Raw genomic sequence first — 24995 nt, 5'->3', positions numbered from 1 at the left:
ACGCGCGTCCGGCGGGCTGACGCGTGCCGTGGCCCGCGTCATCCGCCGTCGTCGGTGGCCGGGTGGGCTGCTGGGGTCATGGTGCCTGGCTCCCAGGCGCTCAAGGGGCCCGCTCCGGGCGGGCTCCGGGCGGGCTCCGGGCGGGCTCCGGGACGGAACATCGGCTGCACGACCCGGGGGACGGCCCGAGGCGGGCGGGGGCCGCCCTGCGCTGCTCGGACGGCGACCGGGCCGGGCCGCGGTGCGGCGCGCGCCCGGCCCGGTGGCTCAGGTGCCGGTGAGGTGTTCGGGGCGCACCGGCGTCTTGTTCAGTTCCAGGCCCGTCGCGTCCCGGATGGCCGCGAGGACGGCCGGGGTGGACGAGAGGGTCGAGGCCTCGCCGATGCCGCGCAGCCCGTACGGCGCGGCCTCGTCGGCGAGTTCGAGGACGTCGACCGGGAGGGTCGGGGTGTCCAGGATGGTGGGGATGAGGTAGTCGGTGAAGGAGGGGTTGCGGACCTTCGCGGTGACCGGGTCGACGAGGATCTCCTCCATCACGGCGACGCCCAGGCCCTGCGTGGTACCGCCCTGGATCTGGCCGACCACCGACAGCGGGTTGAGCGCCTTGCCGACGTCCTGCGCGCAGGCCAGCTCGACGACTTTGACGAGGCCGAGGGCGGTGTCCACCTCGACGACGGCGCGGTGCGCGGCGAACGAGTACTGGACATGGCCGTTGCCCTGACCGGTGCGCAGATCGAACGGTTCGGTGGGCCGGTGCCGGAACTCCAGCTCCAGATCGATGGCCTCCTCCCCCAGGACGTCCACGAGGTCCGCCAGCGCCTCACCGCCGTCGGTGACGACCTTGCCGCCCTCCAGCAGGAGTTCGGCCGTCGCCCACGCCGGGTGGTACGTCCCGAACCGCTCCCGGCCCAGCCGGAGCACCTTCTCCCGCACCGCCTCGCAGGTGTGCTTCACCGCGCCGCCGGTCATGTACGTCTGCCGGGACGCGGAGGTGGAACCGGCCGAGCCGACCTGGGTGTCGGCGGGGTGGATCGTGACCTGCTGGACGCCCAGTTCGGTGCGGGCGATCTGCGCGTGGACGGTGACGCCGCCCTGGCCGACCTCCGCCATCGCGGTGTGCACGGTGACGAACGGTTCGCCGGCGACGGCCTCCAGCCGCACCCGGGCGGTGGAGTAGTCGTCGAACCCCTCGGAGAAGCCGACGTTCTTGATGCCGACGGCGTAGCCGACGCCGCGTACCACGTCCTCGCCGTGGGTGGTGTTGGACAGTCCGCCCGGCAGCGCCCGGATGTCGGCGCCCTCGGTGGTCTCCCACTGCTGCTCCGGCGGCAGCGGCATCGCCTTGACGCGGCGCAGCAATTCGGCGACGGGCGCCGGGGAGTCGACGGGCTGCCCGGTCGGCATGAGGGTGCCCTGCTCCATGGCGTTGATCCGGCGGAACTCCACCGGGTCCATGCCGAGCGCCCGGGCGACCTTGTCCATCTGCGCCTCGTACGCGAAGCACGCCTGGACGGCGCCGAAGCCGCGCATCGCGCCGCAGGGCGGGTTGTTGGAGTAGAGGGCGAGCGCCTCGATCTCCACGTCGTCGACGGCGTACGGGCCGACGGCGAGGGAGGCGGCGTTGCCGACGACCGCCGGTGAGGAGGAGGCGTAGGCACCGCCGTCCAGCACGATGCGGCACCGGATGTGGGTGAGTTTGCCGTCCTTGGTGGCGCCGTGCTCGTAGCGGAGCCTCGCGGGGTGGCGGTGGACGTGGCCGAAGAAGGACTCGAAGCGGTTGTAGACGATCTTGACGGGCTTGCCGGTGCGGAGCGCCAGCAGACAGCCGTGGATCTGCATCGACAGGTCCTCGCGGCCGCCGAAGGCGCCGCCGACGCCGGAGAGCGTCAGCCGGACCTTCTCCTCGGGCAGCCCGAGGACGGGGGCGATCTGCCGCAGGTCGGCGTGGAGCCACTGGGTGGCGACGTAGAGGTCCACGCCGCCGTCCTCGGCGGGCACCGCGAGCCCGGACTCCGGGCCGAGGAACGCCTGGTCCTGCATGCCGAAAACGTACTCACCGGTGATGACGACATCGGCCCGTCCGGCGGCGGCGGAGGCGTCGCCGCGGACGATCGGCTGGCGGTGGACGATGTTCGGGTGCGGGACGTGGGCCGCATGGCGATCCGTGCGGTGCTCGTGGACGAGCGGGGCGTCCTCGGCGGTCGCGGACGCCTCGTCGGTGATGACCGGCAGCTCCGCGTACTCGACCTTGATCTTGGCGGCGGCGCGGCGGGCGGTCTCCGGGTGGTCGGCGGCGATCAGCGCGACGGGCTCGCCGTGGTGGCGGACCTTGCCGTCCACGAGGACCGGTGTGTCCTGGACCTCCAGGCCGTAGTGCTTGACCTCGGTGGGCAGGTCGTCGTAGGTGAGGACCGCGTACACGCCGGGGGTGGCCAGCGCCTCGGAGGTGTCGAGGGAGACGATCTCGGCGTGCGCGACGGTGGAGCGCAGGGTGTGGCCCCAGAGCATGTCTTCGTGCCACATGTCGGAGGCGTACGCGAACTCGCCGGTGACCTTCAGGGTGCCGTCCGGGCGGAGCGTGGAGGTGCCGATTCCGGCCGGGGCGGTGGAGCCCTGGGTGAGGCCGGTGGGGGTGCGGGTGACTCCGGCCATGGTCAGGCCCCCTTCTCCGTGGTCGGGGCGGCGGCGCGGGCGGCCGCGAGGCGGACCGCGTCGAGGATCTTCTCGTAGCCGGTGCAGCGGCAGAGGTTGCCGGAGAGCGCCTCGCGGATGTCGGCGTCGGAGGGCTCGGCGGTGCGCTCCAGGAGTTCGTCGGCGGCGACCAGCAGGCCCGGGGTGCAGAAGCCGCACTGGACGGCTCCGGCGTCGATGAACGCCTGCTGGACGGGGGCGAGTGGTGTGTCGGTGCCCGGGGCGGGCTTCGCCTGTCGGCGGCGGGCGGCGTCGGGGTCGGGGTCGGTGCCGCAGGGGCCGGAGGCGCAACCGTGCCCGGCGCGCTCCTCGGCGAAGTCCGCAAGCCCCTCGACGGTGACGACCTCGCGGCCCTCGGCCTGTCCGGCGGCGACGAGGCAGGAGCAGACCGGCACGCCGTCCAGGCGGACCGTGCAGGAACCGCATTCGCCCTGCTCACAGGCGTTCTTGGAGCCGGGCAGGCCCAGCCGCTCGCGCAGCACGTACAGCAGGCTTTCGCCCTCCCAGACGTCGTCGGCCTGCTGGGGGCGGCCGTTGACGGTGATGTTCACGCGCACGGTGCGCTCCTTTTCTGTCCGCGGTAGGTCTCCCAGGTCCAGCCGAGGGTGCGGCGGGCCATGACGCCGACGGCGTGGCGGCGGTAGGCGGCGCTGCCGCGGACGTCGTCGATGGGGTTGCAGGCACCGGCGGCGAGCTGCCCGAACTCCCGGGCGACGGACGGCGGGAGCGCCCCGCCCGACTCCCACAGCCCGGCCTCCGCCAGCGCCGCGGCCAGGAACTCCTCGGCGGCGGTGGCGCGGACGGGGGTGGGCGCGGCGGAGCCGATGCCGGTGCGCACGGTGCGGGTGTCCGGGTGCAGGGCCAGGCCGAACGCGCAGACCGCGATGACCATGGCGTTACGGGTGCCGACCTTGGAGAACTGCTGCGGGCCGGTGGCCCGGGGGATGTGGACGGCGCGGATCAGCTCGTCCGGCTCCAGGGCGTTGCGTTTGACGCCGCGGTAGAAGTCGTCGATCGGGATCATCCGGCGGCCGCGTACCGACTCCGCCTCGACCTCGGCGCCGGACGCCAGCAGCGCGGGGTGGGCGTCGCCCGCCGGGGAGGCGGTGCCGAGGTTGCCGCCGACGCCGCCGCGGTTGCGGATCTGCGGTGAGGCCACGGTGTGTGCGGCGAGCGCCAGCCCGGGCAGTTCGGTCCGCAGTTGCTCCATGATCTTCGTGTACGGCACCGACGCCCCCAGGCGCACGGTCCGCTCCCCGGTCTCCCACTCCTCCAGGTCGCCGATGCGGCCCAGGTCGAGCAGGTACGCGGGGCGGCGGTGGTCGAAGTTGATCTCGACCATCACATCCGTGCCGCCCGCGAGGGGTACCGCCGAGGGGTGCTCTGCCTTGGCGGCGAGCGCCTCCTCCCAGGTGGCGGGGCGAAGGAAGTCCATCACGGCTCTCTTCCAGGAATAGGGGCGAACTAGGGCAAAGTACGGGAATCTCGCAGAAGACTCTCGCTCACCACCCGCGGTGGGGGGCCACCGGTCGCGCCGCCGGCGAGCAGTTCATGTCCTGTTCATGCCGTCGGTGCCAGTCAACGCGGCGCCGCGCCCCGGGGTGCAGTCACCGAAAACATGAAGCGGTTGGCTGGCCACGCGGCATGTCTTGTAGATTCGAACGAAAGGCGGGGTCGGTACACCTCGCGGTATTCGGCACCACCACACAGCACAGATCGGCGGGCGAGGTCATGCGGCTCCGCGCACTCCTGGACACGGCATCCCTGGGCCTGAGCCTGCTCGGGGGCGAGGACGAGCTGGAGCGTGCGGTACGCGGCGTCATGACCACCGACCTGCGCGACCCCAGCCGCTACCTCTCCGGCGGCGAACTGGTCCTGACCGGCCTGGCCTGGCGCCGCGAGCCGGGCGACTCCGAGCGCTTCGTCCGCATCCTGGCCGCCGAGGGCGTCGCCGGGCTGGCGGCGGGCGAGGCGGAGCTGGGCTCCGTCCCCGAGGACCTGGTGCGGGCCTGCGCCCGGCACCGGCTGCCGCTGTTCTCCGTCACCGAGGCCGTCTCGTTCGCCTCCCTCACCGAGTACGTCGTCCGGCAGGTCTCCGCCGAACGCGCCGGTGACCTCGCCGCCGTCGTCGACCGCCACCGCCGCCTGATGACCTCCGGCCCGGCGGGCGGCGGCCCGGACGCCGTCCTGGACCTCCTCGGCTCCGACCTCGATCTACGCGCCTGGGTGCTCTCCCCCACCGGCCGGCGGATCGCCGGTTCCACCTTGACCGATCAGGGTCCCGAGCTGCCCGAAGGGATCGGCGCGCGGCTGGCCGGAGCCCATCTGGCCGCCTCCCGCGAGGGCCGCCGCGGCCCGTACCGCGTCACCCTCGACGGCACCGCGTACGCGCTCTTCCCCGTACGGCAGGAGGGCCGCGAGGCGCGCGAGACGCTGCTGTCGGACTGGTTGCTGGCCGTCGAGGCGGACATCGCGGACTGGCCCGCCGAGCGGCTCGACCTGCTCCAGGGCGTCACCCAGCTGATCGCCGTCGAACGCGAGCGGCGGGACGCCGCGCGCACGGTGCGGCGGCGGCTCGCCCAGGAGGTGCTGGAGCTGGTCCAGACGGGCGCCGCGCCCACCGAGATCGCGGCCCGGCTGCGGCTGGCGGTCCCGGTGCTGCTGCCCGGCCCGAGCGCCGCGCCGCGCTGGCAGATCGTGGTGGCCCAGGTCGAACGGGACGGCGACGAGGGGCCGGGCGGCCCGGCGGCGCAGGCCCTGCTGGAGGAGGTGCTGGCGGCCCCCGGCGCGTCCGGACCGGAGCCGTCCGAACGGATCGCCGTGGCGCACACCGGCGACGAGGCGGTGGCGCTGGTCCCGCTGCCCCCCACCGCCGACGGGGACGGGGAGGGGCTGCACGCCACCGCGCTGCTCTCCGCCGTCGGGGAACCGCTCGGCCGCGGGCTGGCCGACGACGGCCGCCTGACGATCGGCGTCAGCGCGCCCGTGCACTCCGCCGAAGGGCTGCGCGGCGCCCTGGAGGAGGCCCGGCACGCCCGCCGGGTGGCCGCCGCCCGCCCCGGCCGGGTCTGCACCGCCGGTCACGAGGAACTGGCCTCGCACGTCCTGCTGCTGCCGTTCGTCCCCGACGACGTACGGCGGGCGTTCACCGCGCGGCTGCTGGACCCGCTGCGCGACTACGACCGCCGCCACCGCGCCGAACTGATCCCCACCCTGGAGGCGTTCCTGGACTGCGACGGATCGTGGACCCGCTGCGCCGCACGCCTGCATCTGCACGTCAACACGTTGCGCTACCGCGTGGGCCGCATCGAGCAGTTGACGGGCCGTGACCTCTCCCGCCTGGAGGACAAGCTCGACTTCTTCCTGGCGCTGCGGATGAGCTGAGGCCGGGCGGGCCCGCCGCCACGGCCCGTTGACTCCACGGAATCCGTACCGCCCGGTCCGGCGCCCCGGTGCTCACGGGCCGTTTCCCGGGACCGGAGCGGTTTCGGGCGTTTGTGAAAACATTCACCCGGACCCTTGGCCGCGCCACGGAATCCGTGCTGAGATGCGCCCACGGCTTCGGCCACGGCTTCCATTTCCAGCTCAATGGCGCGCTCGGGAGGGCAAGGTGGCGGATCCCGCTATGCCGAAATCCGCGAAACCCGAGGGATCCCCGGACGCCCCGGCGTCCCCCGTATCCCCGCGATCCACGACTTCGGCAGCGGCCCGCCGGGCCCCGGCCCCGCCCCCGGTCCCCGCGGTGCGCACGCCCGGCGACGACCCGCTCGACCGCGCCGTGTGGCGGCTGCGCTCCCGTGGCTGCTGGGACGATGCGGCGGCGCTGCTGGAGCCGTACGCCGCCCGCAGCGCACCGGTCGCGCTGCACCGCGCCGCCCTCCTGGTGGAGCGCTGTATGTACACCGCCGCGGGGTGGGCGGCGGCGGAGGACGCGCTGCGCACCGCCGAGGCACTCGCCTCCGACGACGCGGAGCGCGGCGGCGCGGCCTGCGAACGCGGCCATCTCGCCTACACCGCCACGGTGTTAGGCGTCCGCGACCGCGCCGACGAGGCCCGTTCCGCGCTGGGCCGGTCGGCGGCGCTCCTCGCGCCCGGCGCGCCCGGACGGCCGCTGCTGGACTTCCGGCGCGGCCTGATGTCCGAACACGTCGCGGACAGCCCGCAGTCCGCGCGCGCCGCCTACCGCCGGGCGCACGCGGGCGCCACCGCCGCCGGGGACACTCTGCTGCTCTCCGCCACCTGGCGCCATCTCGCCGGACTCGCCCTGCGGGACGGGGAGTTGGCGGAGGCGCGGCACGGGTTCACCGAATCTCTGCGGATCCGGGAGGAGTTGGGCTTCCTGGTCGGCACGGCGCCCGCGCTGGTCGCCCTGGCGGACGCGGCGCCGGAGGCCGACGCCGCCCACCTGCTCACCGAGGCCGCCCGCCTCTTCCGCCTCATGGGCGGCCTCCCCACCTGGCTCACCGGTCGCTTTCCCCGTGCGCTCCTGGACGAGGAGGACGCGGACGGGGGCGAGCCGCCTGTGTGACGGGAGGCGGAAACGCCCCGCCGGGACGGGCCCGGCCTCCGGCCCCGGCACGGCGGCGCACCCGCCCCGGGCACCGCGGCCCGCCGCCCCAAGTGCCGTGACGCCCCGCCCCATGAGCCACCGCACCCACCCCGTCAACCCCCTGGCGTCGGCCATGCCCGTCCGCGCCGTCATCGGCCGAAATCCTACGGCGGCGGGGCCGGAACGGCCGCCGCGGCGGGCCGTCGCCCCCGCGCTGCCAGGGCACCTCGCCCGCGCCCGACGGCCCCCGCGGGCGGCCCGGCGCCGGGCCGGAGCGCCGAAAATGGCCGCAAGTGACGGTGTCGGCCCGGGATCGGGGCTGGATGCTGGTCCGGGTCCCCGCCCTTCGGCAGAGCTTTCAGGAGGCATCCGTGGCAACTGAAGCGCACCACTCCACCACCTCGTCCGACTGGGGCAAGGCTGATTTCGAGGCGATCTACAACTGCCCGGATCCACGCCGCTACTTCACGACGCTCCAGCCGCTCGACTACCAGATCCCGCACCACGGCCAGGCGGTGTTCCGCGCCGCCACCGACGCCCTGCGCCGCCACCGCGCGGACCGGCCGCCGTTGCGCGTCGTCGACCTGTGCTGCTCGTACGGCATCAACGCCGCCCTCCTCAACCACCATCTGACGCTCACCGACCTCTACGCCCGCTACACCACCCCCGGGCCGAACGGCGGGGGGCGGGCGGCGGACGACCGCGCGTACTTCGCCACCAGGCGCCGGGCCGACGCGGTCCACCTCACCGGGATCGACGCGGCGGACCGGGCCGTGCGCTACGGACGCGAGGCCGGTCTGCTGGACGCGGGCTTCGCGGAGAACCTGGAGACCGGGCGGCCCACCGCCGCGCTGCGCGCCGCGCTCGCCGGTACCGATCTGATCACCGTCACCGGCGGCGTCGGCTACATCACGGCCCGCACGTTCGGGCATCTCCTCGACTCCGTGACCGCGCCGCCGTGGGTCGCCGCATTCGTGCTGCGGACCGTCTCGTACGGCCCGGTGTCCGCCCTGCTGGCGCGCGCCGGGCTGGTGACGGAGAAGCTGCCCGCCCGAACGTTTCGTCAGCGCCGGTTCGCGGACGACGACGAGCGGCGGGCGGCCTTCGCGGCGCTGGCGGAGCACTCCCTGCCGACCACCGGCAAGGAGGCCGACGGCTTCTACCACGCCGACCTCTACCTCTCCCGTCCGGCGGCCGATGTCGCCGCGCTCCCGCTGGAGAAGCTGGTGACCGACTGACCGCACGGGCGCCCGGCCGGACCGTCGGCCGGGCGCCTCAGAACCGGTGGCGGGCGAGCGAGAGATGGGCCCGGACGACGCGTTCGGCGCGCTCCGGTTCACCGGCGGACAGCGCGTCCACCAGCGTCACGTGCTGCGCGGCGTCCGCCTGGAGCTCCGCCGGGCGCGGGCGGGGGCCGCCGGCCGGGCGCCGGGCCCGGCGCAGCAGATCGTCGACGACCGCCACCAGCCGGCGGTTGCCGGTGAGGGACATCAGGTCGTGGTGGAAGGCGCGGTCCGCCTCGGCGTACCCGGCGCGGTCGCCGCGCGCCGCGGCCGCGACCCCGTCGGCGGCCAGCGACCGCAGCCCCACCCACCGCTCCGGGCACGGCACCGCGCCCGCCAGCCGGATCACCGCCGGGATCTCCAGCATCGCCCGGACCTCCGCCACCTCGGCGAGGTCGCGGACGCTGTGCTCGGCGACCCGGAAGCCGCGGTTGGGCACCACCTCGACGGCGCCCTCGCCCGCGAGTTGCTGCATCGCCTCCCGCACCGGGGTCGCCGAGACGCCGTACCGCCCGGCGAGCGCGGGAGCGGAGTAGACCTCCCCCGGCGTCAGCTCCCCGGCGAGCAGCGACTGCCGCAGCGCCGCGAGGATCTGCGCGCGCACGGAGTGCCTTCGCGGCCGGACGAGGGGCGGCGCGGGCTCGGGGCGGGGCGCGGCGGGCTGTTCGGGGACGGCTCTCCGGGGGGCGGCCTGCTCTTCCCGGTGCGTGGCGGGCGCCGCCCGGTCCGTGGCGGGGACGGTCTGATCCGCGACGGGACCGGCTTGGGCGGGCACCCGGGGGCGGGCCGCCGGTCCGTGGTCCGCGCCGGCCTGTTCCACGGGGGTGCCTTCCATGGGGGTACCTCCTGACATTCCCAGAACTTTAGGCGGCGGCGGCGAAGGTTCCCAGCTCGCGCCCCACGGGTAGGCTTCCGCTAAGGTAAGCCTTACCTGCTAACGATCGCGATTCGGTGGTCTTCGCATGCCCTCTGCCCTCGCCACGTCCGCCCCCGCCTCCCCGCTCTCCGGCGCCTACGCCCAGCTGACCGAGGTCTTCCCCTCGCTGCGGGTCACCGAGGCGGACGCCGCCCTGCCGGACGGCGACGGCTGGGTGGGCGCCGCGGCCCTGGCGACCGGCGGCGAGGACCTGGACACCTTCCTGGCCTGGGACGACGCGCAGGTCCAGCGGGACTACGGCACCCGCGCCCGGCCCGACGTCGTGGCCTCCTTCGCGCTGCACCGTTACGCCTGGCCCGCCTGCCTGCTGATCACCCTGCCCTGGTTCCTGCACCGCCGGGTGCCGTCGCTGCCCGTCGCCGATGTCGCCTTCCACCGCGAGCAGGGCCGGATGGCAGTACGCGTGCGCTCGTTCGCGTGCCTTCCCGGGGACCCGGCGGCGGAGCTGCCCGGGGCGCGGGTGGTGCCCGACGAGGAGGCGCTGCGCGGGGCGGTGCGGGAGGCGGTGGCCGGGCATCTGGGGCCGGTGCTGAACGGCTTCCGCGGCCGGATGCGGCGCGGCCCGCGCGCCCTGTGGGGCATGGCGTCCGACGAGATCGTCGAGGGCCTGTGGTACCTCGGGCATCTGCTGGGCGAGGAGCGGCGCGCCGTCGCCGAGCTGGAGCGGCTGCTGCCCGGCGCCACCGCCCCGTACGTCGGCTCCGCCGCGTTCCGCGAGCTGACCGGGCCGGGCGGCGAGGCGCTGCCGACCCGGGACCGCGCGAGCTGCTGCATGTTCTACACGCTGCGGCCCGAGGACACCTGCGTCACCTGCCCCCGCACCTGCGACACCGACCGCGTCGCCCGGCTGACCGCCACCGCCTGAGCCCGGGTCAGCCGCCCGTACGGAAGCGGCACCACCGCCGCCGAACTCCGCCTGATCCTGTCCTGGTTGACGGGCCGCCGCGCCGCTCCGCTCCGCCGGGGAAAATCCCCTCACTACGTTGCGGCGCTTCCCCAACTCTCCACGGTGGAAAAGGCTTTCCCTCTCCGTACATCATTCTCCGCGCCCTTTCCCGTCCTCGCCGGGAAAGGGCGGCGATTGAGCCGATCGGGTCAGCCCGGCACCCGGTGGCGTGTGGCGAACGCGTGGGGCGCGTTCAGTGATTAGATGCGGCCGTGGGGTGCGAAGGGGAGCCGGGCCGCCCGCGCCATTCGGCGGAACGCAGGGGGCATCACCCGCATTCCGCAACGGCGTTCCCGGGCTCCGGCACCCACCCGTTCCGCCGCGGCACACGGCCCGATCCGGTACGGAAATCCATCCGTTCCGATGCGAGGAGAGCAAGGTGACCACTCTTCAGATTTCGGTTGTGGTGCCGTGCTTCAACGAGGCCGAGGTCATCGAGAAGTTCCACGTGGCGGTCGTCGCCACCCTCGACCGCACCGGGGAAACCTTCGAGATCTGCTACGTGGACGACGGGAGCGCCGACCGCACCGGAGCGCTGCTGCGCACCCTCGCCGCGGCCGACCCCCGCGTGCGCTACACCTTCTTCAGCCGGAACTTCGGCAAGGAAGCCGCCATGCTCGCGGGGCTGCGCATGGCGCGCGGCCGGGCGGTGGTGCTGATGGACGCCGACCTCCAGCACCCGCCGGAGCTCATCCCGCGGATGGTCGCCCTCCAACGGCACGGCTACGACCAGGTCGTCCCGCGGCGGGACCGCGCCGGTGACGGACTGGTGCGCACCGCGCTCAGCCGCACCTACTACGCCCTGGTGCGCCGCTTCATGGACGTGGAACTGGTCGACGGCGCCGGGGACTTCCGGCTGCTGTCGCGGCGCGCGGTGGACAGCGTCCTGACGCTCCCGGAGAACAACCGCTTCTCGAAAGGCATCTTCTCCTGGATCGGATTCGATACGGTCACCTTCCGGTACCGCAATGCCGAACGCGCCGCCGGATGTTCGAAATGGGGCAGCAGAAGACTGCTGAATTACGGCATCGACGGCCTCCTCTCGTTCAACAACCGCCCGCTCCGCGTCGCCATCTACGCCGGACTCTGGGTCTTCCTCTCGGCACTCGCCTACGCCCTGTGGGTCGTCGCGAATGTCGCGCTGAACGGCGCGAACGTGCCCGGCTATGCGACGCTGCTGACCGCCATCGTGGCACTGAGCGGAATTCAGCTCGTCACCCTCGGGGTCATCGGCGAATACGTGGGCCGCATTTACCACGAGGCGAAACGCCGGCCGCCCTATGTCGTACGCGAGACCGACGCCCTTCCGGCGGCCGATCCGGTACCCGTGACCGTACCGACGACGGCGAATTCGGCGGCGGCCGTGCCGGAGCCCGCGCAGCGCACGGCCCCCCGGCAGTTCGCGGCGTTCGTGCTGATCGGCTGCGCCAACACCGCCGTGTACCTCGCCCTCTACGCCGCGCTCAACCGCGTCATCCCCTATCTCGCCGCGCACATCCTGGGCTACGCGGTCAGCACCGTCGGGTCGTTCCTGCTCAACTCGCGTTTCACCTGCCGGACCCGGCCCACCTGGCGTGGCCTCGCGCGCTATCCGCTGTCGAGCCTCTTCAATCTGGTGGCCTCCGGCGCCCTGCTCTACGTCGCGGTCAGTCGGTTCGGCATGGACCGGAACCTCGCCGCGCTCGCCGCCGGTGTCCTCGTCACCCCCGTCACCTTCCTGCTCGCCCGGTGGGCCATCACCTCGGGCGGCGCGGCGTCCGCTCCCCCGCGCCGGACGGCCGCGCCGCTCGGGCGTCCGGCCGACCGGCCCGAAACGGGCTGACCACCTCACGGACCGGCCGCCCGCGCGGGCGGCGACGTCGAAAGGCAGTACCGCCATGGCCGACCGCGCCACCGGCACCACCGTCCCCCACGAACCGGGCCCGGCGCCGCAGCCGGTACGGGGGGCCGCCACGCCGGAGCCCGCCGCACGGCCCGGCGGCCGCTGGGTGGCGCTCCTCGCCCTCGCACCGCTGACGCTCCTCACCGCCGCCTCGTGGTCGGGCCGCTGGGTGCGGCCGAGCGGCGACGAGTGGTGCTTCCTGCCCGTGGTGCGCGACGGCGGGATCTCCGCACTGGTCGACACCTTCTACGCCAAGGACAACGGGCGCATCGTCAACGCCCTGCTGGTCGGGGCGTACGCCACGTTCGACGTACCGGGCCACCAGTGGTTTCCGCTGGTCAGCGGCGTGCTCATGCTGGGGATCCTGTGGGCGGTGACGGCGGCGGCGCTGCGCCGGGCCGCCCTGACGGCGCCCGCCGGGACCGCGCCGCTCGTCGCCGCCGTCGTCACCGCGCTCTTCCTCTTCGCCTCCCGGAACACGTACAAGACGTTCTTCTGGCCCGCCGCGTCGGTGTCGCACACCCTGCCGCCGGTGCTCGCCTGCGCGGCGGCGCTGCCGCTGCTGCGCGCCAGGACCCGCACCGGGCGGCGGCTGGCGCTGGGCACCGTCCTCGTCGCGGGCGTCGTCATGGCGATGCTCTCGGAGGAGACCACCGTCGTCGCCGTGCTGGTGCTGGCCGCGGCCTGGCTGCTGGCCGAACGGATCGCCGGGGAGCGGATGCGGCCCTTTCTGCGGCGCTGGTGCGCGGCGGGCCTCGCGGGCTGTCTGATCGGCGGGGTCCTGCTGTACACCTCCCCGGGTCTGCGGATCCGCCGCGAGCGGCACGATGCGGGCACCGCGGAGATGGTCGCCCCCGATTCGCTGCTCGGCGCCCTGGAGGGCTTCGCCCGCATCCTCGGCATGCTGCTGACGAACTGGCCGTACCTCGCCGCCGTCGCCGTCGGCACGCTGCTCGCCCTGCTCACCCGGCCCACCGGTGACGGCCCGCCCCGCCCGCCGTGCGGCGCCGCGCCACTGGCCGCCGCCGGTGGCGTGGTCTTCCTGCTCTCCGGCTATCTGTGCACGCTGCTGGCGTATCCCGTCTTCGGCGGCCATGTGACGTCCTCGACCCGCATCTGGAACGACTTCGTCCTCCTCTACCTGGTGCTGCTCGTCGGCGCGGGCACGCTCCTGGGCCGCGCCGTACGGCGGCGCGCGGCACGGACCGGCCCGCCACTGGCGGCCGCCGCGGCGCTGTGCGGCGTGGTCTGCGCCGCGCTGCTGGTCTCCGTGGCGCATCTCGACACCGCGATGCGGGCGCGGGCGCAGGCGTGGGAGCGTCAGGACCGGTCGCTGCGCGCCGAGGCGGCCGCCGGTGCGCGGACGGTGCCGTACACCCCACTGGTCATCGCCGAGATGACGGAGCCGTTCGACAAGCGGGGCACCCCGCGCTGGTCGGCGGCGTGCGTCGCGGACTACTACCGCGTCGACCATGTCACCCTCGGGACCCGGCGGCCCTGACGGCCGGTGCGGCGGCGCCGCGGCCGCCCGGGTGAACGCCGCGGCGCGCCGGTTTTCGCTTCCGGCCGTGGCGGGACGCTCCCTCCGGCGGCCCGCCCCTGCGCGACGGCCGTCCAGGCACACCGGGAGGGCGCATGGCTGACGGATCCCGCACGGCCGGACGGCGCCCGCGTCCCCGCCCCCTCGGGGTGACGGCGATCGTGCTGCTCCTCGCCCTGACGCTGACCGCCCTGCTGACGCCCACGGGGCCCACGGCCACGGGCGATCCGGCGCAGTCCCGTGGCGGCGACCGGGCCGCGCCCTGCCACCGGACGCTGGTGGGCGTCGCACACGAGGACGACGATCTGCTCTTCGTCACCCCGCAGATCCAGCAGTTACTCACCGCGCGGTGTCCGGTCCACACGGTCTATCTGACCACCGGAGACGCGGGCCACGCGGCGCCCCGGGGCGGCTACGTCCTCGACCGCGAGCACGGAGTCCGCGCCGCCTACGCCAAGCTGGCCGGTGCCCGGAACGTCTGGCGGCGCGACGACCTCACGGTGCGGGCGACGCGGATCCCGTCGTTCACGCTCGCCGGACGGCCCGAGGTCCGCCTGACGTTCTTCGGCCTGCCGGACGGCTTCCCGTACGGCGAGGGCAGCGCCGCCCACCACCGGCAGAGCCTGCTGAGGCTCTTCCGCGGCGAACACCGCGTCCTGCACTCCACCGACGGCACCCGCGCGTACACCGACAGCTCCCTCGTCGACGCGCTGGCCGCGCTGGCCGCGCTGGCCGGGAAGGGGGACGCCGACAGTTTCCGGACGCTGGACTTCGACGGCACGCGCTTCGGCGCCCCCGCCGACCGGCTCGCCGACCACAGCGACCACGCCATCGCGGCCCGCTACTTCCGGCGAGCCGCCTTCGCCGTCCAGGGCCACCCCGACGTCCGCGCGTACCTCGGCTACCCGCTGACCACCCTGCCCGCCAACCTGACGCCGGAGCAGGAGGCGCGGAAGACGGCGGCGTTCGACGCGTATCTGCGCGGCGTCACCTGCGTCCCGCTCCGCTGCCCCGCCCCGCGCCCGACGGGCCTGTACCGGGGGTGGCTGCGCCGGGAGTACCCGCGGACGCACCGGGAGCCGCGAGGCGGCGAGATCATGTCGGGCATCGGCGGCACGGACCGGCGCGGCGCGGTGGAACGCTGCCTGGACGCGGGCGGCGCCCCGGCCGCCCGGACCCGGCCGTGCGACGGCTCCCCGGGCCAGTCGTGGACGTTCGGGCCCGGCGGGTGGCTGCGTCCGGCGGCCGGGCACCTCTGCCTGATCGCCGCCGCCGCGCCGGGCCTCGCACCGTGCGACGGGCCGCCGGGCCGGACGTGGTGGACCGACGGTCAGGGCCGGATCGGCTCCGGCGACCGCTGCCTGTACCAGGACGACATGGCCCTGCCCGCGCCCCGCCTCCGCCTGGCCCCCTGCACGCCGTACCGTCCGGAGCTCCTCTGGCGCCACTGAACCGCCGCCTCCCGCACATCGAACACCACTCGGCGCACAGCTACGTACGTTCGACGGACACGCCGACGAGGGCGGGACTCCTTGCACCCCTTGGCGTTCACTTGTCCCGAATCCCGGGGCGCGGGCGGCGACTTCCGTCAAGGTGGCGCGCGAAAACGCGTACCACTACCCGAAGGATCCCCGAATGAGAATGACCGACACGGCGCTGGACTGGCTGGTTCCGGGGGCGCTGCTGCTCGCCGGGGTGCTGACCGCCGGGGGTGTCCTGCTGTTCAGCAGGCGGGCGGCGAACCGTTCGTCGTCCGGCGAGGACTCCTGGGAGCGCAGCGAGGAGCGCCGCCGCCGCAAGGAGACCGTGTACGCCATGGCCTCGTATCTGCTGCTGTTCTGCTGCGCGGCGGTGGCCGCGGCGCTGTCCTTCCACGGTCTGGTCGGCTTCGGCAAGCAGAACCTCAACCTCTCCGGCGGCTGGGAATACCTCGTACCGTTCGGCCTCGACGGCGCGGCGATGTTCTGCTCCGTACTCGCCGTGCGCGAGGCCAGCCACGGTGACGCGGCGCTCGGCTCGCGGCTGCTGGTGTGGACGTTCGCCGGGGCGGCCGCGTGGTTCAACTGGGTGCACGCGCCGCGGGGCCTGGACCACGCGGGCGCACCGCAGTTCTTCGCCGGGATGTCGCTGTCGGCGGCCGTGCTCTTCGACCGGGCACTGAAGCAGACCCGGCGCGCGGCGCTGCGGGAGCAGGGCCTGGTGCCCCGGCCGCTGCCGCAGATCCGCGTGGTGCGGTGGCTGCGGGCGCCCCGGGAGACGTTCGCCGCCTGGTCGCTGATGCTGCTGGAGGGGGTGCGGTCGCTGGACGAGGCGGTGGACGAGGTCCGGGAGGACCGTCGGGAGAAGGCGCAGCGCCGGATGCGCCGCCGCGATCAGGGTCGCCTCGACCGCGCCCGGATCAGGGCGCTCAACCGGCAGCACCGGTCCTGGGGCCTGCGCCGGGCGGCGCGGCAGCTGCCGGTGGAGCCGTCCGGGACCCCGGCCGAGACGCTGCCCGAACCCGGCGCCGCGAGTGGTGAGCCGCAGCCGCTGCCCGCCGGTGAGGGCCGGCAGGCGCCCGCCGGTGAACTGCCGTCGCACGCCCGCCCGGCGCTGAAGGCCGTCAACGGCGCCGAGGCCGACGCCGCCCGGCAGTCCGCCACCGCCCGTCCGCAGACCGTCGACCTGACGGCGGAGGACGACACCCAGACGCTGCCGCGGCTGGACTCCCTGGAGGAGAAACTCGCCGAGATCGAGCGGCAGTTCGGCTGAGGGGTGCGGCGGACCGCGTCGGGCCACAGGCCCACGAAGACCGGGAGACGCGCCCAGCGGACACCCTTAGGCCGGTCCGCCGCCCAGCTCGAACCAGACGCTCTTGCCGAGGGCATGCGGCCGCACTCCCCAGGCGTCCGCCAGGGAGCGGACGAGTATCAGACCCCGGCCCGAGGTGCCGTCGCCCGTCGGCGGGCGCGGCTCGGGGCGGGCGGACGCGCAGTCCCGCACTTCGACCCGTAGCCGGTCGGTGACCGTCGCGGTGAGCAGTGCGCCGCCGGTGGTGTGCACCAGGGCGTTGGTCACCAGCTCGCTGACCAACAGCGCCGCCGTGTCACAGAGCCCGGCGGGCGCCGGATCGTCCCAGCGTCGCAGCAACTCCCGTAACGCGCGCCGTACTTCCGCGACCGCCCCCAGATCGGCGGGGCGGATTCTTCGTTCCAGCACTCCTGGTGCGCGGGCGACCACCGTGGTGCCCCGGCCCCCCTCGGCCGCCGCACCGTGCCGCTCGCCGTCCTCGCGCCGCACAGGCTGACGCATCCTCTCCCCCGCCCCCCAGATGTCCCACCGGCTCTCTCGAACAGCCTCACGGAGATGCATGCCCACGGGGAAAGGCGACATGCTTCGACTTTCACAGGTCCACCCCACCGGGCGCCGGGCCGCACACGGAACACCGCGATCCGGACATTCGACGTTCATCTCTTGCATGACAGAGCGTCACATACGGGGAATGTTGCGCAGGTTGGACCGCGCCATCTGAAGCATCCGCCCGACGCCGCCGTCCAGCACGATCTTCCCGGCGGACAGCGCGAAGCCGGACACCATCTCGGCGCTGACCTTCGGCGGGATGGACAGCGCGTTGGGGTCGGTGACGACGTCGACCAGCGCGGGCCCCTGGTGCGCGAACGCCTCGCGCAGCGCGCCCCGCAGCTGCTTGGGCTTCTCCACCCGGATCCCGTGCGCGCCCGCCGCGCGGGCGACGGCGGCGAAGTCCGGGTTTTGGTTGGTGGTGCCGTACGACGGCAGGCCCGCGACCAGCATCTCCAGCTCGACCATGCCGAGCGAGGAGTTGTTGAACAGCACCACCTTGACCGGCAGGCCGTACTGGACGAGCGTGAGGAAGTCGCCCATCAGCATCGTGAAGCCGCCGTCGCCGGACATCGACACGACCTGCCGCCCGGGGTCGATGAACTGCGCACCGATCGCCTGCGGCAGCGCGTTCGCCATGGAGCCGTGGGTGAACGAACCGATCACCCGGCGGCGGCCGTTGGGCGTCAGATAGCGGGCGGCCCACACGTTGCACATGCCGGTGTCGACGGTGAACACCGCGTCGTCGTCGGCCTCGTCGTCGAGGACGGAGGCGACGTACTCCGGGTGGATCGGGATGTGCTTCTCGACCTTGCGGGTGTAGGCGCTGACCACGCCCTCCAGCGCGTCGGCGTGCTTCTTGAGCATCCGGTCGAGGAAGGCGCGCTGCGATTTGATCTGCACCTTGGGCGTCAGACAGCGCAGCGTCTCGCGGACGTCGCCCCAGACGCCGAGGGCGAGCTGCGAGCGACGGCCGAGGTGTTCGGGCCGGACGTCGACCTGGACGATCTTCACGTCGTCGGGGAGGAACGCGTTGTACGGGAAGTCGGTGCCGAGCAGGATCAGCAGATCGCACTCGTGGGTCGCCTCGTACGCGGCGCCGTAGCCGAGCAGTCCGCTCATGCCGACGTCGTACGGGTTGTCGTACTGGATCCACTCCTTGCCGCGCAGGGCGTGGCCGACGGGCGCCTTGACGCGTTCGGCGAACTCCATCACCTCGGCGTGGGCGCCCGCGGTGCCGCTGCCGCAGAACAGGGTGATCTTTCCCGCCGCGTCGACGAGTTCGGCGAGCCGGTCGATCTCGGCGTCGCCGGGACGGACCGACGGCCGCGCGGTGACCAGGGCGTGTTCGATGGCGCGGTCGGGCGCCGCCTCGGATGCGATGTCGCCGGGCAGCGAGACGACGGAGACGCCGCTGCGGCCGACGGCGTGCTGGATGGCGGTCTGCAGGACCCGCGGCATCTGCTGCCGATTGGAGATCATCTCGCTGTAGTGGCTGCATTCGGCGAACAGCCGGTCGGGGTGGGTCTCCTGGAAGTAGCCGGTGCCGATCTCGCTGGAGGGGATGTGCGAGGCGAGCGCGAGGACCGGGGCCATCGAGCGGTGGGCGTCGAAGAGCCCGTTGATGAGGTGGAGGTTGCCGGGCCCGCAGGACCCGGCGCAGGCGGTGAGCTTGCCGGTGACCTGCGCCTCGGCACCCGCGGCGAACGCGGCGGTCTCCTCGTGCCGCACCTGGATCCAGTCGATGGCCCGCGAGCGGCGGATCGCGTCGACGACGGGGTTGAGGCTGTCGCCGACGACGCCGTACAGCCGTTGCACCCCGGCACGCACCAGGATGTCCACGAATTGCTCGGCCACGGTCTGCTTCGCCATGTCGCGCTCGCTCCTTCGCCGCCGTCGGTGGGCCGTATCTCCCTGCCATGAACCCATGAGGCGGCGGGCGGCGCCTCCGGTGCCACCCGGTCGGACGGTCCGTGTCGCGCCCGGCCGGGGCCGTCGCGGCGCGGGGCGTACGGCCGGGTGGGGCCGCCGCGCCCGTACCTGTCCTACGTGTCGTACGGGCCCTCCGTGCCCGTGCGGTGCGCTACGTGTCCCACACCCCGACGGCCGTGCGGTCGCGGGCGTGACCCTTGACGCGGACCTGCGCGGAGGCGAGGAAGGAGGTCAGGCCGGGCGGCTGGGGGCCGGAGAAATCGGTGGCGAGGTGGGCGGCGAGGGCCGGTTCGTCGGCGAGCGGTTCGGCGAGCCCGGCGCTGCACAGCAGCAGGGCGTCACCGCGCCGCCCGGTGACGGTCGTGAAGAGGAACGGCGCGGGACCGGGCGCACGGCGCGGGCCGGACGATTCCAGGCCGGGGGCGGAGCCCGGCGGGGCCGGGACGCCCGCGGAGGGCCGGTGGCCGGACGCGGACGGTCCGTCGTGGGGCGCGAACTCCTCCTGACCAGGCGCGGACGGTTCGAGGTCCTCCCACACACCGTCACGCAGCCGCAGGAATCCGCCCTCGCCGACGCCGAAGAAGACCCGCGTCCGGCACGCCGGATCGGCGGGCAGCAGCAGACAGCGCACGGCGGCCGGGGACTCCGGTACACCGCCGGGCCCCGCGGTGCGGGCCCGCAGCTTGCCGTAGCCGCGGTCGGCGAGCCGCTGGAGCCCCGATCGCAGGGCGCTGCGGTGGTCCGTTCGCAGGTCCTCCACCAGTCGGGTGCAACTGCGGGCCACGGCCCCGCCGATCCAGGCACAGGCGTCGTGCGCCGCGCGCGGGTCCCCGACGGCGGGCCCGGACGCGACAGCCGCCAGGATCAAGGAGTGCGCACCGGTACCGAACCGCGCCAGCAGCAGGGCATCGCGGCGCGGCGTACCCCGGTAACGCGCCGAGTCCCCACGCTGCGACACGGCACGAAGCGTGAGCGAGCCGTACTGCGCCCCGTCCAGCACGGTGTCCGGCACCAACTCCCCGAGCGCCGCCGGATCCGCAACGGGCAAGGCCACGGGCTCGGCCGCGTAGGTGGGCGGGCGGTGGCCGATGTAGGTGGGGTGGTGGACGGTGGGGGGTTGTGTGGGGGGTGGGGCCTCGCCGTCCGGGATGGGGTCGGTGGCCGGGGCCGCTTCGTTGTCCGGGGTGAGTTCGGTGGCCGGGGCCGCCTCACCGGCCGGTACGGTCTCCGCACCCGGCGCAGACGCGGTACCCGGCTCGGCCTCCGCCCCTCCCTCGGTCTGCGGTCCGTCCTCGGCCTCCGGTACGGCTCCGGCCCCCGATACGTCCTCGGCGTCCGGCGCCGCCTCGGCACGCGGCGCGGACTCCGGGCCCGTCGCCTCCGGAAGTGCCGAAGCAACGGGGGGTGGTTCGGCGGGTGACGCCCCAACAGATGACGGCTCGGCAAGGGCCTCGGCCCGCCCGGTCGAAGGCCGCTCGACCGGAAGCGGCCGCGCTACGGGCGACGTGCGGGCGCCCGCGTCAGGCCGAGCGGACGGCAGCTCCTCCGGGGGCAGCAACCCGGGCGGCAGCGTTCCGGCCCGGAACGGCCACGGTGGCGCATCGGCGGCGGACAGACCGACCGGCAGTTCGTCCGGCGGCAGCAACCCGGGCGGGAGCAGTCCGACGGCCGGAAGCGTGGCCGGGCGAGGCGCCTCGCCCACCGGTACCGGAGGCGCCGGGACGGAGAGCGACGGAGCCGTAGCGGTCGACTCCCCCCTCGCGACGGGCAGCTCCCGGCCCGCCACGGCAGGATCCGGCGGCGCCACGGGCGCATCCGGGGACGCCACAGCCGGACCCGGAACCGACGGCACCCCGGAGGAAGCCGGAGCTGACGCGACCGGGGCCGGGGCCGACTCGCCCGGGCCCGGAGCCGATGCGGCCGGAGCCGGACCCGGAATCGACGCCCCCACAGAGGCGGCCGGGCCAGGAGCGCCCGGCGCGGCCGAAGACGCAGCCGACGGCGCACTCAGCGCCCGAAGCGCCGAAGCGACCCGTTCATCGAGGGTGTCCGTGGCGCCGGACGGACCCGTGTCGCTCGGTGCGTACGGTCGCGGGGCCATGGTGCCGGGACCGGATGCGCCCGGATGGTCCCGGTCCGGTCGGATGTCGCCGTAAAGCTGCCGCCACCAGTCGTCCTCCGGCCCGCGGCATGGTGCGCCCTGCTGGTTCATGCGCCGTATTGTCCACGCGCCGGCGGCGGGGAAACAGAGCGCGAAGAGGTGTTCGCCCGGACGTTCCGCCGGACGGCCCACCCGGGCGTCGGAGCGCCCCGGCCGGGTGGCGGCGGGGCGGACGAGGCGTCCCGCGGCGGGCCGGGCCGGGCGCGTACCACGCGGGGCGGCGCCCGGCGTCCCGGTGGGACCGGTCCGGGGAGCGCGTTCGGGTCACGTCCGGCAGGCTTGGGCCATGAGCGTGCGCAGCGTGCCGGACCGGGGGATCGCCGTGGCGGGGGCGGCGGCCGGGCCCGGCGAGGGCGTCGTATGAGCGGGTGGCAGCTGTTCGCCGTCGGGCTGGTGCTGCTGCTCGGACTGTTCGGGGTACTGGTCCCCGGCGTCCCCGGGACGCCGATCGTCTGGGCGGGGGTGCTGTGGTGGGCGATGACGGAGCAGACGTCGGTGGCGTGGACGGTGCTGATCGCCGCCACCGCGCTGCTCCTGCTCCAGCAGGCCGTGAAGTTTCTGCTGCCGACGCGCAATCTGCGGGCCGCGGGAACCCCGTACCGCGTGCTGTTCCTCTCCGGCGCCGCCGGGATCGCCGGATTCTTCGTGATCCCGGTGATCGGCGCCCCGCTCTGCGCCCTCGGCGCGCACTACCTGCTGGAACGGGTCCGGCTCGGCAGCCACGGCGACGCCTGGGCCGCCACCCGTACGGCGATGCGCGCCGTCGGGCTGAGCGTGCTGGTGGAACTGTTCGCCTGCCTGCTGGTGGTGGGCGCGTGGGCGGGCGTGGTGTTCGCGGGGTGAGGCGCGGGCCGCGCGCCGGGCGGGACTTTACGGACACGCCCTAGCGGTCACCGGGCGGCGAGCGCGGGCAGCGCGAACGCGCCGGGCGGGACGCGGTCCGCGTTCCACAGGTGGTGCAGGGCGTAGGCGCGCCACGGCCGCCATGCCTCGGGCGCGCCGTCCGGGCCCGCGTCCGGGTCGCCCAGGGCCCGCATCCGAAGGTGGCCGACGGCCCGTGCGCCGACCCCGGGCAGTGCCCGCAGGACCCCTTCGGCGGCGGCGCGGTCCGCGCCCGCGCCGAGGTCGAGGGTCCCGTCGACGAGCGCCGCGCACAGCGCCCGTACCGGCGCGCCGACCTCGGCGGAGAGGAGTTCGCCGGGCGCCGGGAACACATGGGTGAGCCCGCCGTCGGCGGCATCCAGCGGCTTGCCGTGGGCGGCGACCAGTGCCGCCGCGCGCTCCGGGGGCCCGCCGAGCACGGTCCGGACGGCCAGCTCCTCGGGGTCGGCCGCGCCCGGTGACCGCAGCCCCGGGCAGGCGGCGACGAGCGGGCCCAGCAGCGGATCGCCGCCCAGCCGCTCGGCGACGGCGTACGGATCGGCGTCCAGGTCGAAGAGGCGCCGCAGCCGCTGCACGGCGGTGGCCAGATCGCGCGGGTCGGTCAGCCGCAGCCGGCACTCCAGCCAGCCGCCGCCGTCCGGGGCCCGCTCCGGCCCGCTCTCCCCCGCGCGTGGCCGCCGCCGGACCGCGCCGCCGGTGGCCTCGTCGACCTCGGCGATGGCGGTGCCGTAGCTGAGCCGCAGGGTGCGCCGGTACGTGCGGCGGCCGCGCGGGCCGACCGTCTCCTCCACCCCGGGGACGGCCCCCGCGGCGAGGACGTCGAAGATCTCGGCGGCGGCGTACGGGCCGCGGTGGGCCAGGCGCAGCGGTATGCCGTGGGGCGCGGGGCCGTCCGCCGCGCGCCGGGTGCCGGTGCGGGCGCGGCCGGGCAGTGCGGCGGCGCGCAGCTCGCGCGGCGTACCGGCGTAGATCTCCCGCATCGTGTCGTTGAACTGCCGGATGCTGGCGAACCCGGCGGCGAACGCCAGCTCCGTGACGGGCAGCGCGGTGGTCTGGAGCAGCACCCGTGCGGTGTGCGCGCGGCGCGCCCGGGCCAGCGCCACCGGGCCCGCACCCAGCTCGGCGGTGAGTTGCCGCTGCACCTGGCGGGTGCTGTAGCCGAGGCGCCGGGCGAGCCCCGCGACGCCCTCCCGGTCGACGACGCCGTCCCCGATGAACCGCATGGCCCGGCCGACGAGATCGGCGCGGACGTTCCACTCGGCGGAGCCCGGTACGGCGTCCGGGCGGCAGCGGCGGCAGGCCCGGAACCCGCCCGCCTGCGCGGCGGCGGCCGAGGGGAAGAACCGCACGTTGGCGCGTTTCGGCGTGACCGCGGGACAGCTCGGCCGACAGTAGATCCCGGTCGTCGTCACGGCGAAGAAGAACTCCCCGTCGAACCGGGCGTCCCGGCTCGACACCGCCTCGTACCTGGTCTCGTCATCCATCACGTGTCCCAGTGTGCGCCGCCCCCATGCCGCGGACCGGCGGAAATCGGACGTGGGGGTGAGGGCGGCGCAGAGGGGGAGGGCGGGAGGCCGGGCGGGGCGGCGCTCACCCCCCGGCCAACGGCCCCCGCTTACGCGCCGACCTCTCGCGCCCCTCCGCCTGCTTCAGACGCCACTCGCGGCGCATCTCCGCCCGCAGGCGGACATCGGTCTTCGCCACGATGCGGCGGTTCTCGCGTTGCAGCTTGCGGTAGCTGTCCAGACGGCGGGGGGAGAGCAGGCCGCCGTCGACCGCGTCGCGGACCGCGCAGTCCGGCTCCGTACCGTGCGCGCAGTCGTGGAAGCGGCACCGCGCGGCCCGCTCCTCGACGTCCGCGAACGTACGGCTGAGCCCGTCCCCGGCGTCCCACATGCCGACGCCCCGCAGCCCCGGCGTATCGATCAGGACGCCACCGCCGGGCAGCGGCAGCAGATCGCGGGTCGTGGTGGTGTGGCGGCCCTTGCCATCGCGGTCGCGGATGGCCTGGACCCGCTGCGCGGGCCGTCCGGCGAGGGCGTTGGCGAGGGTCGACTTGCCCGCGCCGGAGCGGCCCAGCAGCACCGCGGTCCCGGTGGCGAGCGCGGCGGCCAGCGCCTGCACGCCCTCCCCCGTCTCGGCGCTGACGGCCCGTACCCGTACGCCCGGCGCCACGTCCTCGACGTCCGCGACGAGCTGCGCCGGGCACGCCCCGTCCGCCACGAGGTCCGCCTTGGTCAGCGCCAGGACCGGCTGCGCACCGCTCTCCCAGGCGAGGGAGACGAACCGCTCCACGCGGTCCAGGTCGAGCGCTTCGGCGAGCGACACCGCGATCACCGCGTGATCCGCGTTGGCCGCGAGGATCTGCCCGTCCGACCGCTTCGACGACGCCGACCGTACGAACGCGGTACGGCGCGGCAGCAACGCCCGTACGAGACCGTCGAGTTGCGGCCCGACCCGGCCGTTCTCCAGGTCGATGACCGCCCAGTCACCGGTGCACGGCACCCGCAGGGGGTCACCGGTCGCCACCGGCGCGGTGTCCGCGAGCACGGTCCGCACTCCGGCACCGTCCGGCACAACGGCGTCCACCCGGCCCCGGTCGACGCGGATGATCCGGCCGGGCACGAAGCCCCGCCCGGCGTACGGCGCGAAGCTCTCCGCGAACCCGTCGTCCCAGCCGTACGCGGCGAGCGTCGGCGAGGCACCCGGGGCATACGGCCCGGAAGGGGGAGCGGAGGGAGCAGCGAGGGGGGAGGGGGAAGCGTCCGGGGACGGAGAGGAGGAAGAAAACGAAGAGGAAGAGAGGGAAGACAAAGGAGGCCCTTCGCGGGGGCCCCGGCTGCGCGCTGAAGC

The 24995-nt window shown here is 74.8% G+C and carries 18 protein-coding genes; 9 read left to right on the top strand and 9 right to left on the bottom strand.

Annotation, left to right across the window (positions count from 1 at the left end):
* Window positions 1–267: 267 nt before the first annotated feature.
* The 3 genes from OG422_RS25135 to OG422_RS25125 are packed head-to-tail and all read right to left on the bottom strand — an operon-like array spanning window position 268 to window position 4126.
* Complete coding sequence (locus OG422_RS25135; RefSeq protein ID WP_405745857.1) at window positions 268–2652, bottom strand: xanthine dehydrogenase family protein molybdopterin-binding subunit; 2385 nt, start codon at window positions 2650–2652, stop codon at window positions 268–270.
* Between the two features lie 2 nt (window positions 2653–2654).
* Window positions 2655–3248 (bottom strand): (2Fe-2S)-binding protein, encoded by a 594-nt coding sequence (locus tag OG422_RS25130; protein WP_405745854.1) that lies wholly within the window; start codon window positions 3246–3248, stop codon window positions 2655–2657.
* Window positions 3239–4126, bottom strand: coding sequence for a xanthine dehydrogenase family protein subunit M (locus tag OG422_RS25125; RefSeq protein WP_143944627.1), 888 nt, complete (start codon window positions 4124–4126; stop codon window positions 3239–3241). The genes OG422_RS25130 and OG422_RS25125 overlap by 10 nt, the downstream gene beginning before the upstream one ends.
* Window positions 4127–4422: 296 nt before the next feature.
* On the opposite strand from OG422_RS25125, the gene OG422_RS25120 reads away from it, so the two are divergent.
* The 3 genes from OG422_RS25120 (at window position 4423) to OG422_RS25110 (ending at window position 8478) form a co-directional block, all read left to right on the top strand.
* Window positions 4423–6075 (top strand): PucR family transcriptional regulator, encoded by a 1653-nt coding sequence (locus OG422_RS25120; protein WP_405745850.1) that lies wholly within the window; start codon window positions 4423–4425, stop codon window positions 6073–6075.
* 226 nt (window positions 6076–6301) lie between these two features.
* On the top strand, window positions 6302–7219 hold the full coding sequence (locus OG422_RS25115; protein WP_405745848.1) for a hypothetical protein: 918 nt from the start codon (window positions 6302–6304) through the stop codon (window positions 7217–7219).
* A gap of 392 nt (window positions 7220–7611) precedes the next feature.
* Complete coding sequence (locus OG422_RS25110; RefSeq protein WP_405745845.1) at window positions 7612–8478, top strand: hypothetical protein; 867 nt, start codon at window positions 7612–7614, stop codon at window positions 8476–8478.
* A 37-nt stretch (window positions 8479–8515) separates the two neighbouring features.
* Here the strand turns inward: OG422_RS25110 and OG422_RS25105 are convergent, their stop codons facing one another.
* A complete protein-coding gene (locus tag OG422_RS25105) occupies window positions 8516–9358 on the bottom strand; it encodes a GntR family transcriptional regulator (protein ID WP_405745842.1) in 843 nt (280 codons plus the stop codon).
* A gap of 127 nt (window positions 9359–9485) precedes the next feature.
* On the opposite strand from OG422_RS25105, the gene OG422_RS25100 reads away from it, so the two are divergent.
* From OG422_RS25100 to OG422_RS25080, 5 genes are all read left to right on the top strand, one after another.
* Window positions 9486–10325: a (2Fe-2S)-binding protein gene (locus OG422_RS25100; RefSeq protein ID WP_405745839.1), complete on the top strand. Its 840-nt coding sequence runs from the start codon at window positions 9486–9488 to the stop codon at window positions 10323–10325.
* A gap of 460 nt (window positions 10326–10785) precedes the next feature.
* Entirely contained in the window at window positions 10786–12228 is a 1443-nt protein-coding gene (locus OG422_RS25095) for a glycosyltransferase (protein ID WP_405745836.1), read from the top strand.
* Window positions 12229–12283: 55 nt separating this feature from the next.
* Window positions 12284–13789, top strand: a complete 1506-nt coding sequence (locus OG422_RS25090; RefSeq protein WP_405745834.1) for a DUF6056 family protein — start codon at window positions 12284–12286, stop codon at window positions 13787–13789.
* A 134-nt stretch (window positions 13790–13923) separates the two neighbouring features.
* Window positions 13924–15279, top strand: a complete 1356-nt coding sequence (locus tag OG422_RS25085; protein ID WP_405745831.1) for a ricin-type beta-trefoil lectin domain protein — start codon at window positions 13924–13926, stop codon at window positions 15277–15279.
* Between the two features lie 184 nt (window positions 15280–15463).
* Window positions 15464–16579, top strand: a complete 1116-nt coding sequence (locus OG422_RS25080; protein WP_405745829.1) for a DUF2637 domain-containing protein — start codon at window positions 15464–15466, stop codon at window positions 16577–16579.
* Window positions 16580–16645: 66 nt separating this feature from the next.
* Here OG422_RS25080 and OG422_RS25075 read toward each other — a convergent pair whose 3' ends face one another.
* From OG422_RS25075 to OG422_RS25065, 3 genes are all read right to left on the bottom strand, one after another.
* On the bottom strand, window positions 16646–17119 hold the full coding sequence (locus OG422_RS25075) for an ATP-binding protein (protein ID WP_405745826.1): 474 nt from the start codon (window positions 17117–17119) through the stop codon (window positions 16646–16648).
* Window positions 17120–17296: 177 nt separating this feature from the next.
* Entirely contained in the window at window positions 17297–19039 is a 1743-nt protein-coding gene (locus OG422_RS25070; protein WP_143943096.1) for a pyruvate dehydrogenase, read from the bottom strand.
* A gap of 211 nt (window positions 19040–19250) precedes the next feature.
* On the bottom strand, window positions 19251–20906 hold the full coding sequence (locus OG422_RS25065; protein WP_405745822.1) for a protein phosphatase 2C domain-containing protein: 1656 nt from the start codon (window positions 20904–20906) through the stop codon (window positions 19251–19253).
* A 714-nt stretch (window positions 20907–21620) separates the two neighbouring features.
* Between OG422_RS25065 and OG422_RS25060 the strand changes: the two genes are divergently transcribed.
* The gene (locus OG422_RS25060; RefSeq protein WP_143944629.1) at window positions 21621–22103 is read left to right on the top strand and encodes a DUF456 domain-containing protein; all 483 of its coding nucleotides are present in this window, start codon (window positions 21621–21623) and stop codon (window positions 22101–22103) included.
* A gap of 47 nt (window positions 22104–22150) precedes the next feature.
* Here OG422_RS25060 and OG422_RS25055 read toward each other — a convergent pair whose 3' ends face one another.
* On the bottom strand, window positions 22151–23626 hold the full coding sequence (locus tag OG422_RS25055) for an Ada metal-binding domain-containing protein (RefSeq protein WP_405747975.1): 1476 nt from the start codon (window positions 23624–23626) through the stop codon (window positions 22151–22153).
* A 106-nt stretch (window positions 23627–23732) separates the two neighbouring features.
* Window positions 23733–24956 (bottom strand): ribosome small subunit-dependent GTPase A, encoded by a 1224-nt coding sequence (gene rsgA, locus OG422_RS25050; protein ID WP_405745819.1) that lies wholly within the window; start codon window positions 24954–24956, stop codon window positions 23733–23735.
* Window positions 24957–24995 lie beyond the last annotated feature (39 nt).

The organism is Streptomyces sp. NBC_01525 (assembly GCF_045040405.1).
GTDB lineage: Bacteria > Actinomycetota > Actinomycetes > Streptomycetales > Streptomycetaceae > Streptomyces > Streptomyces benahoarensis.
This window is presented reverse-complemented; position numbering and strand designations above follow the sequence as displayed.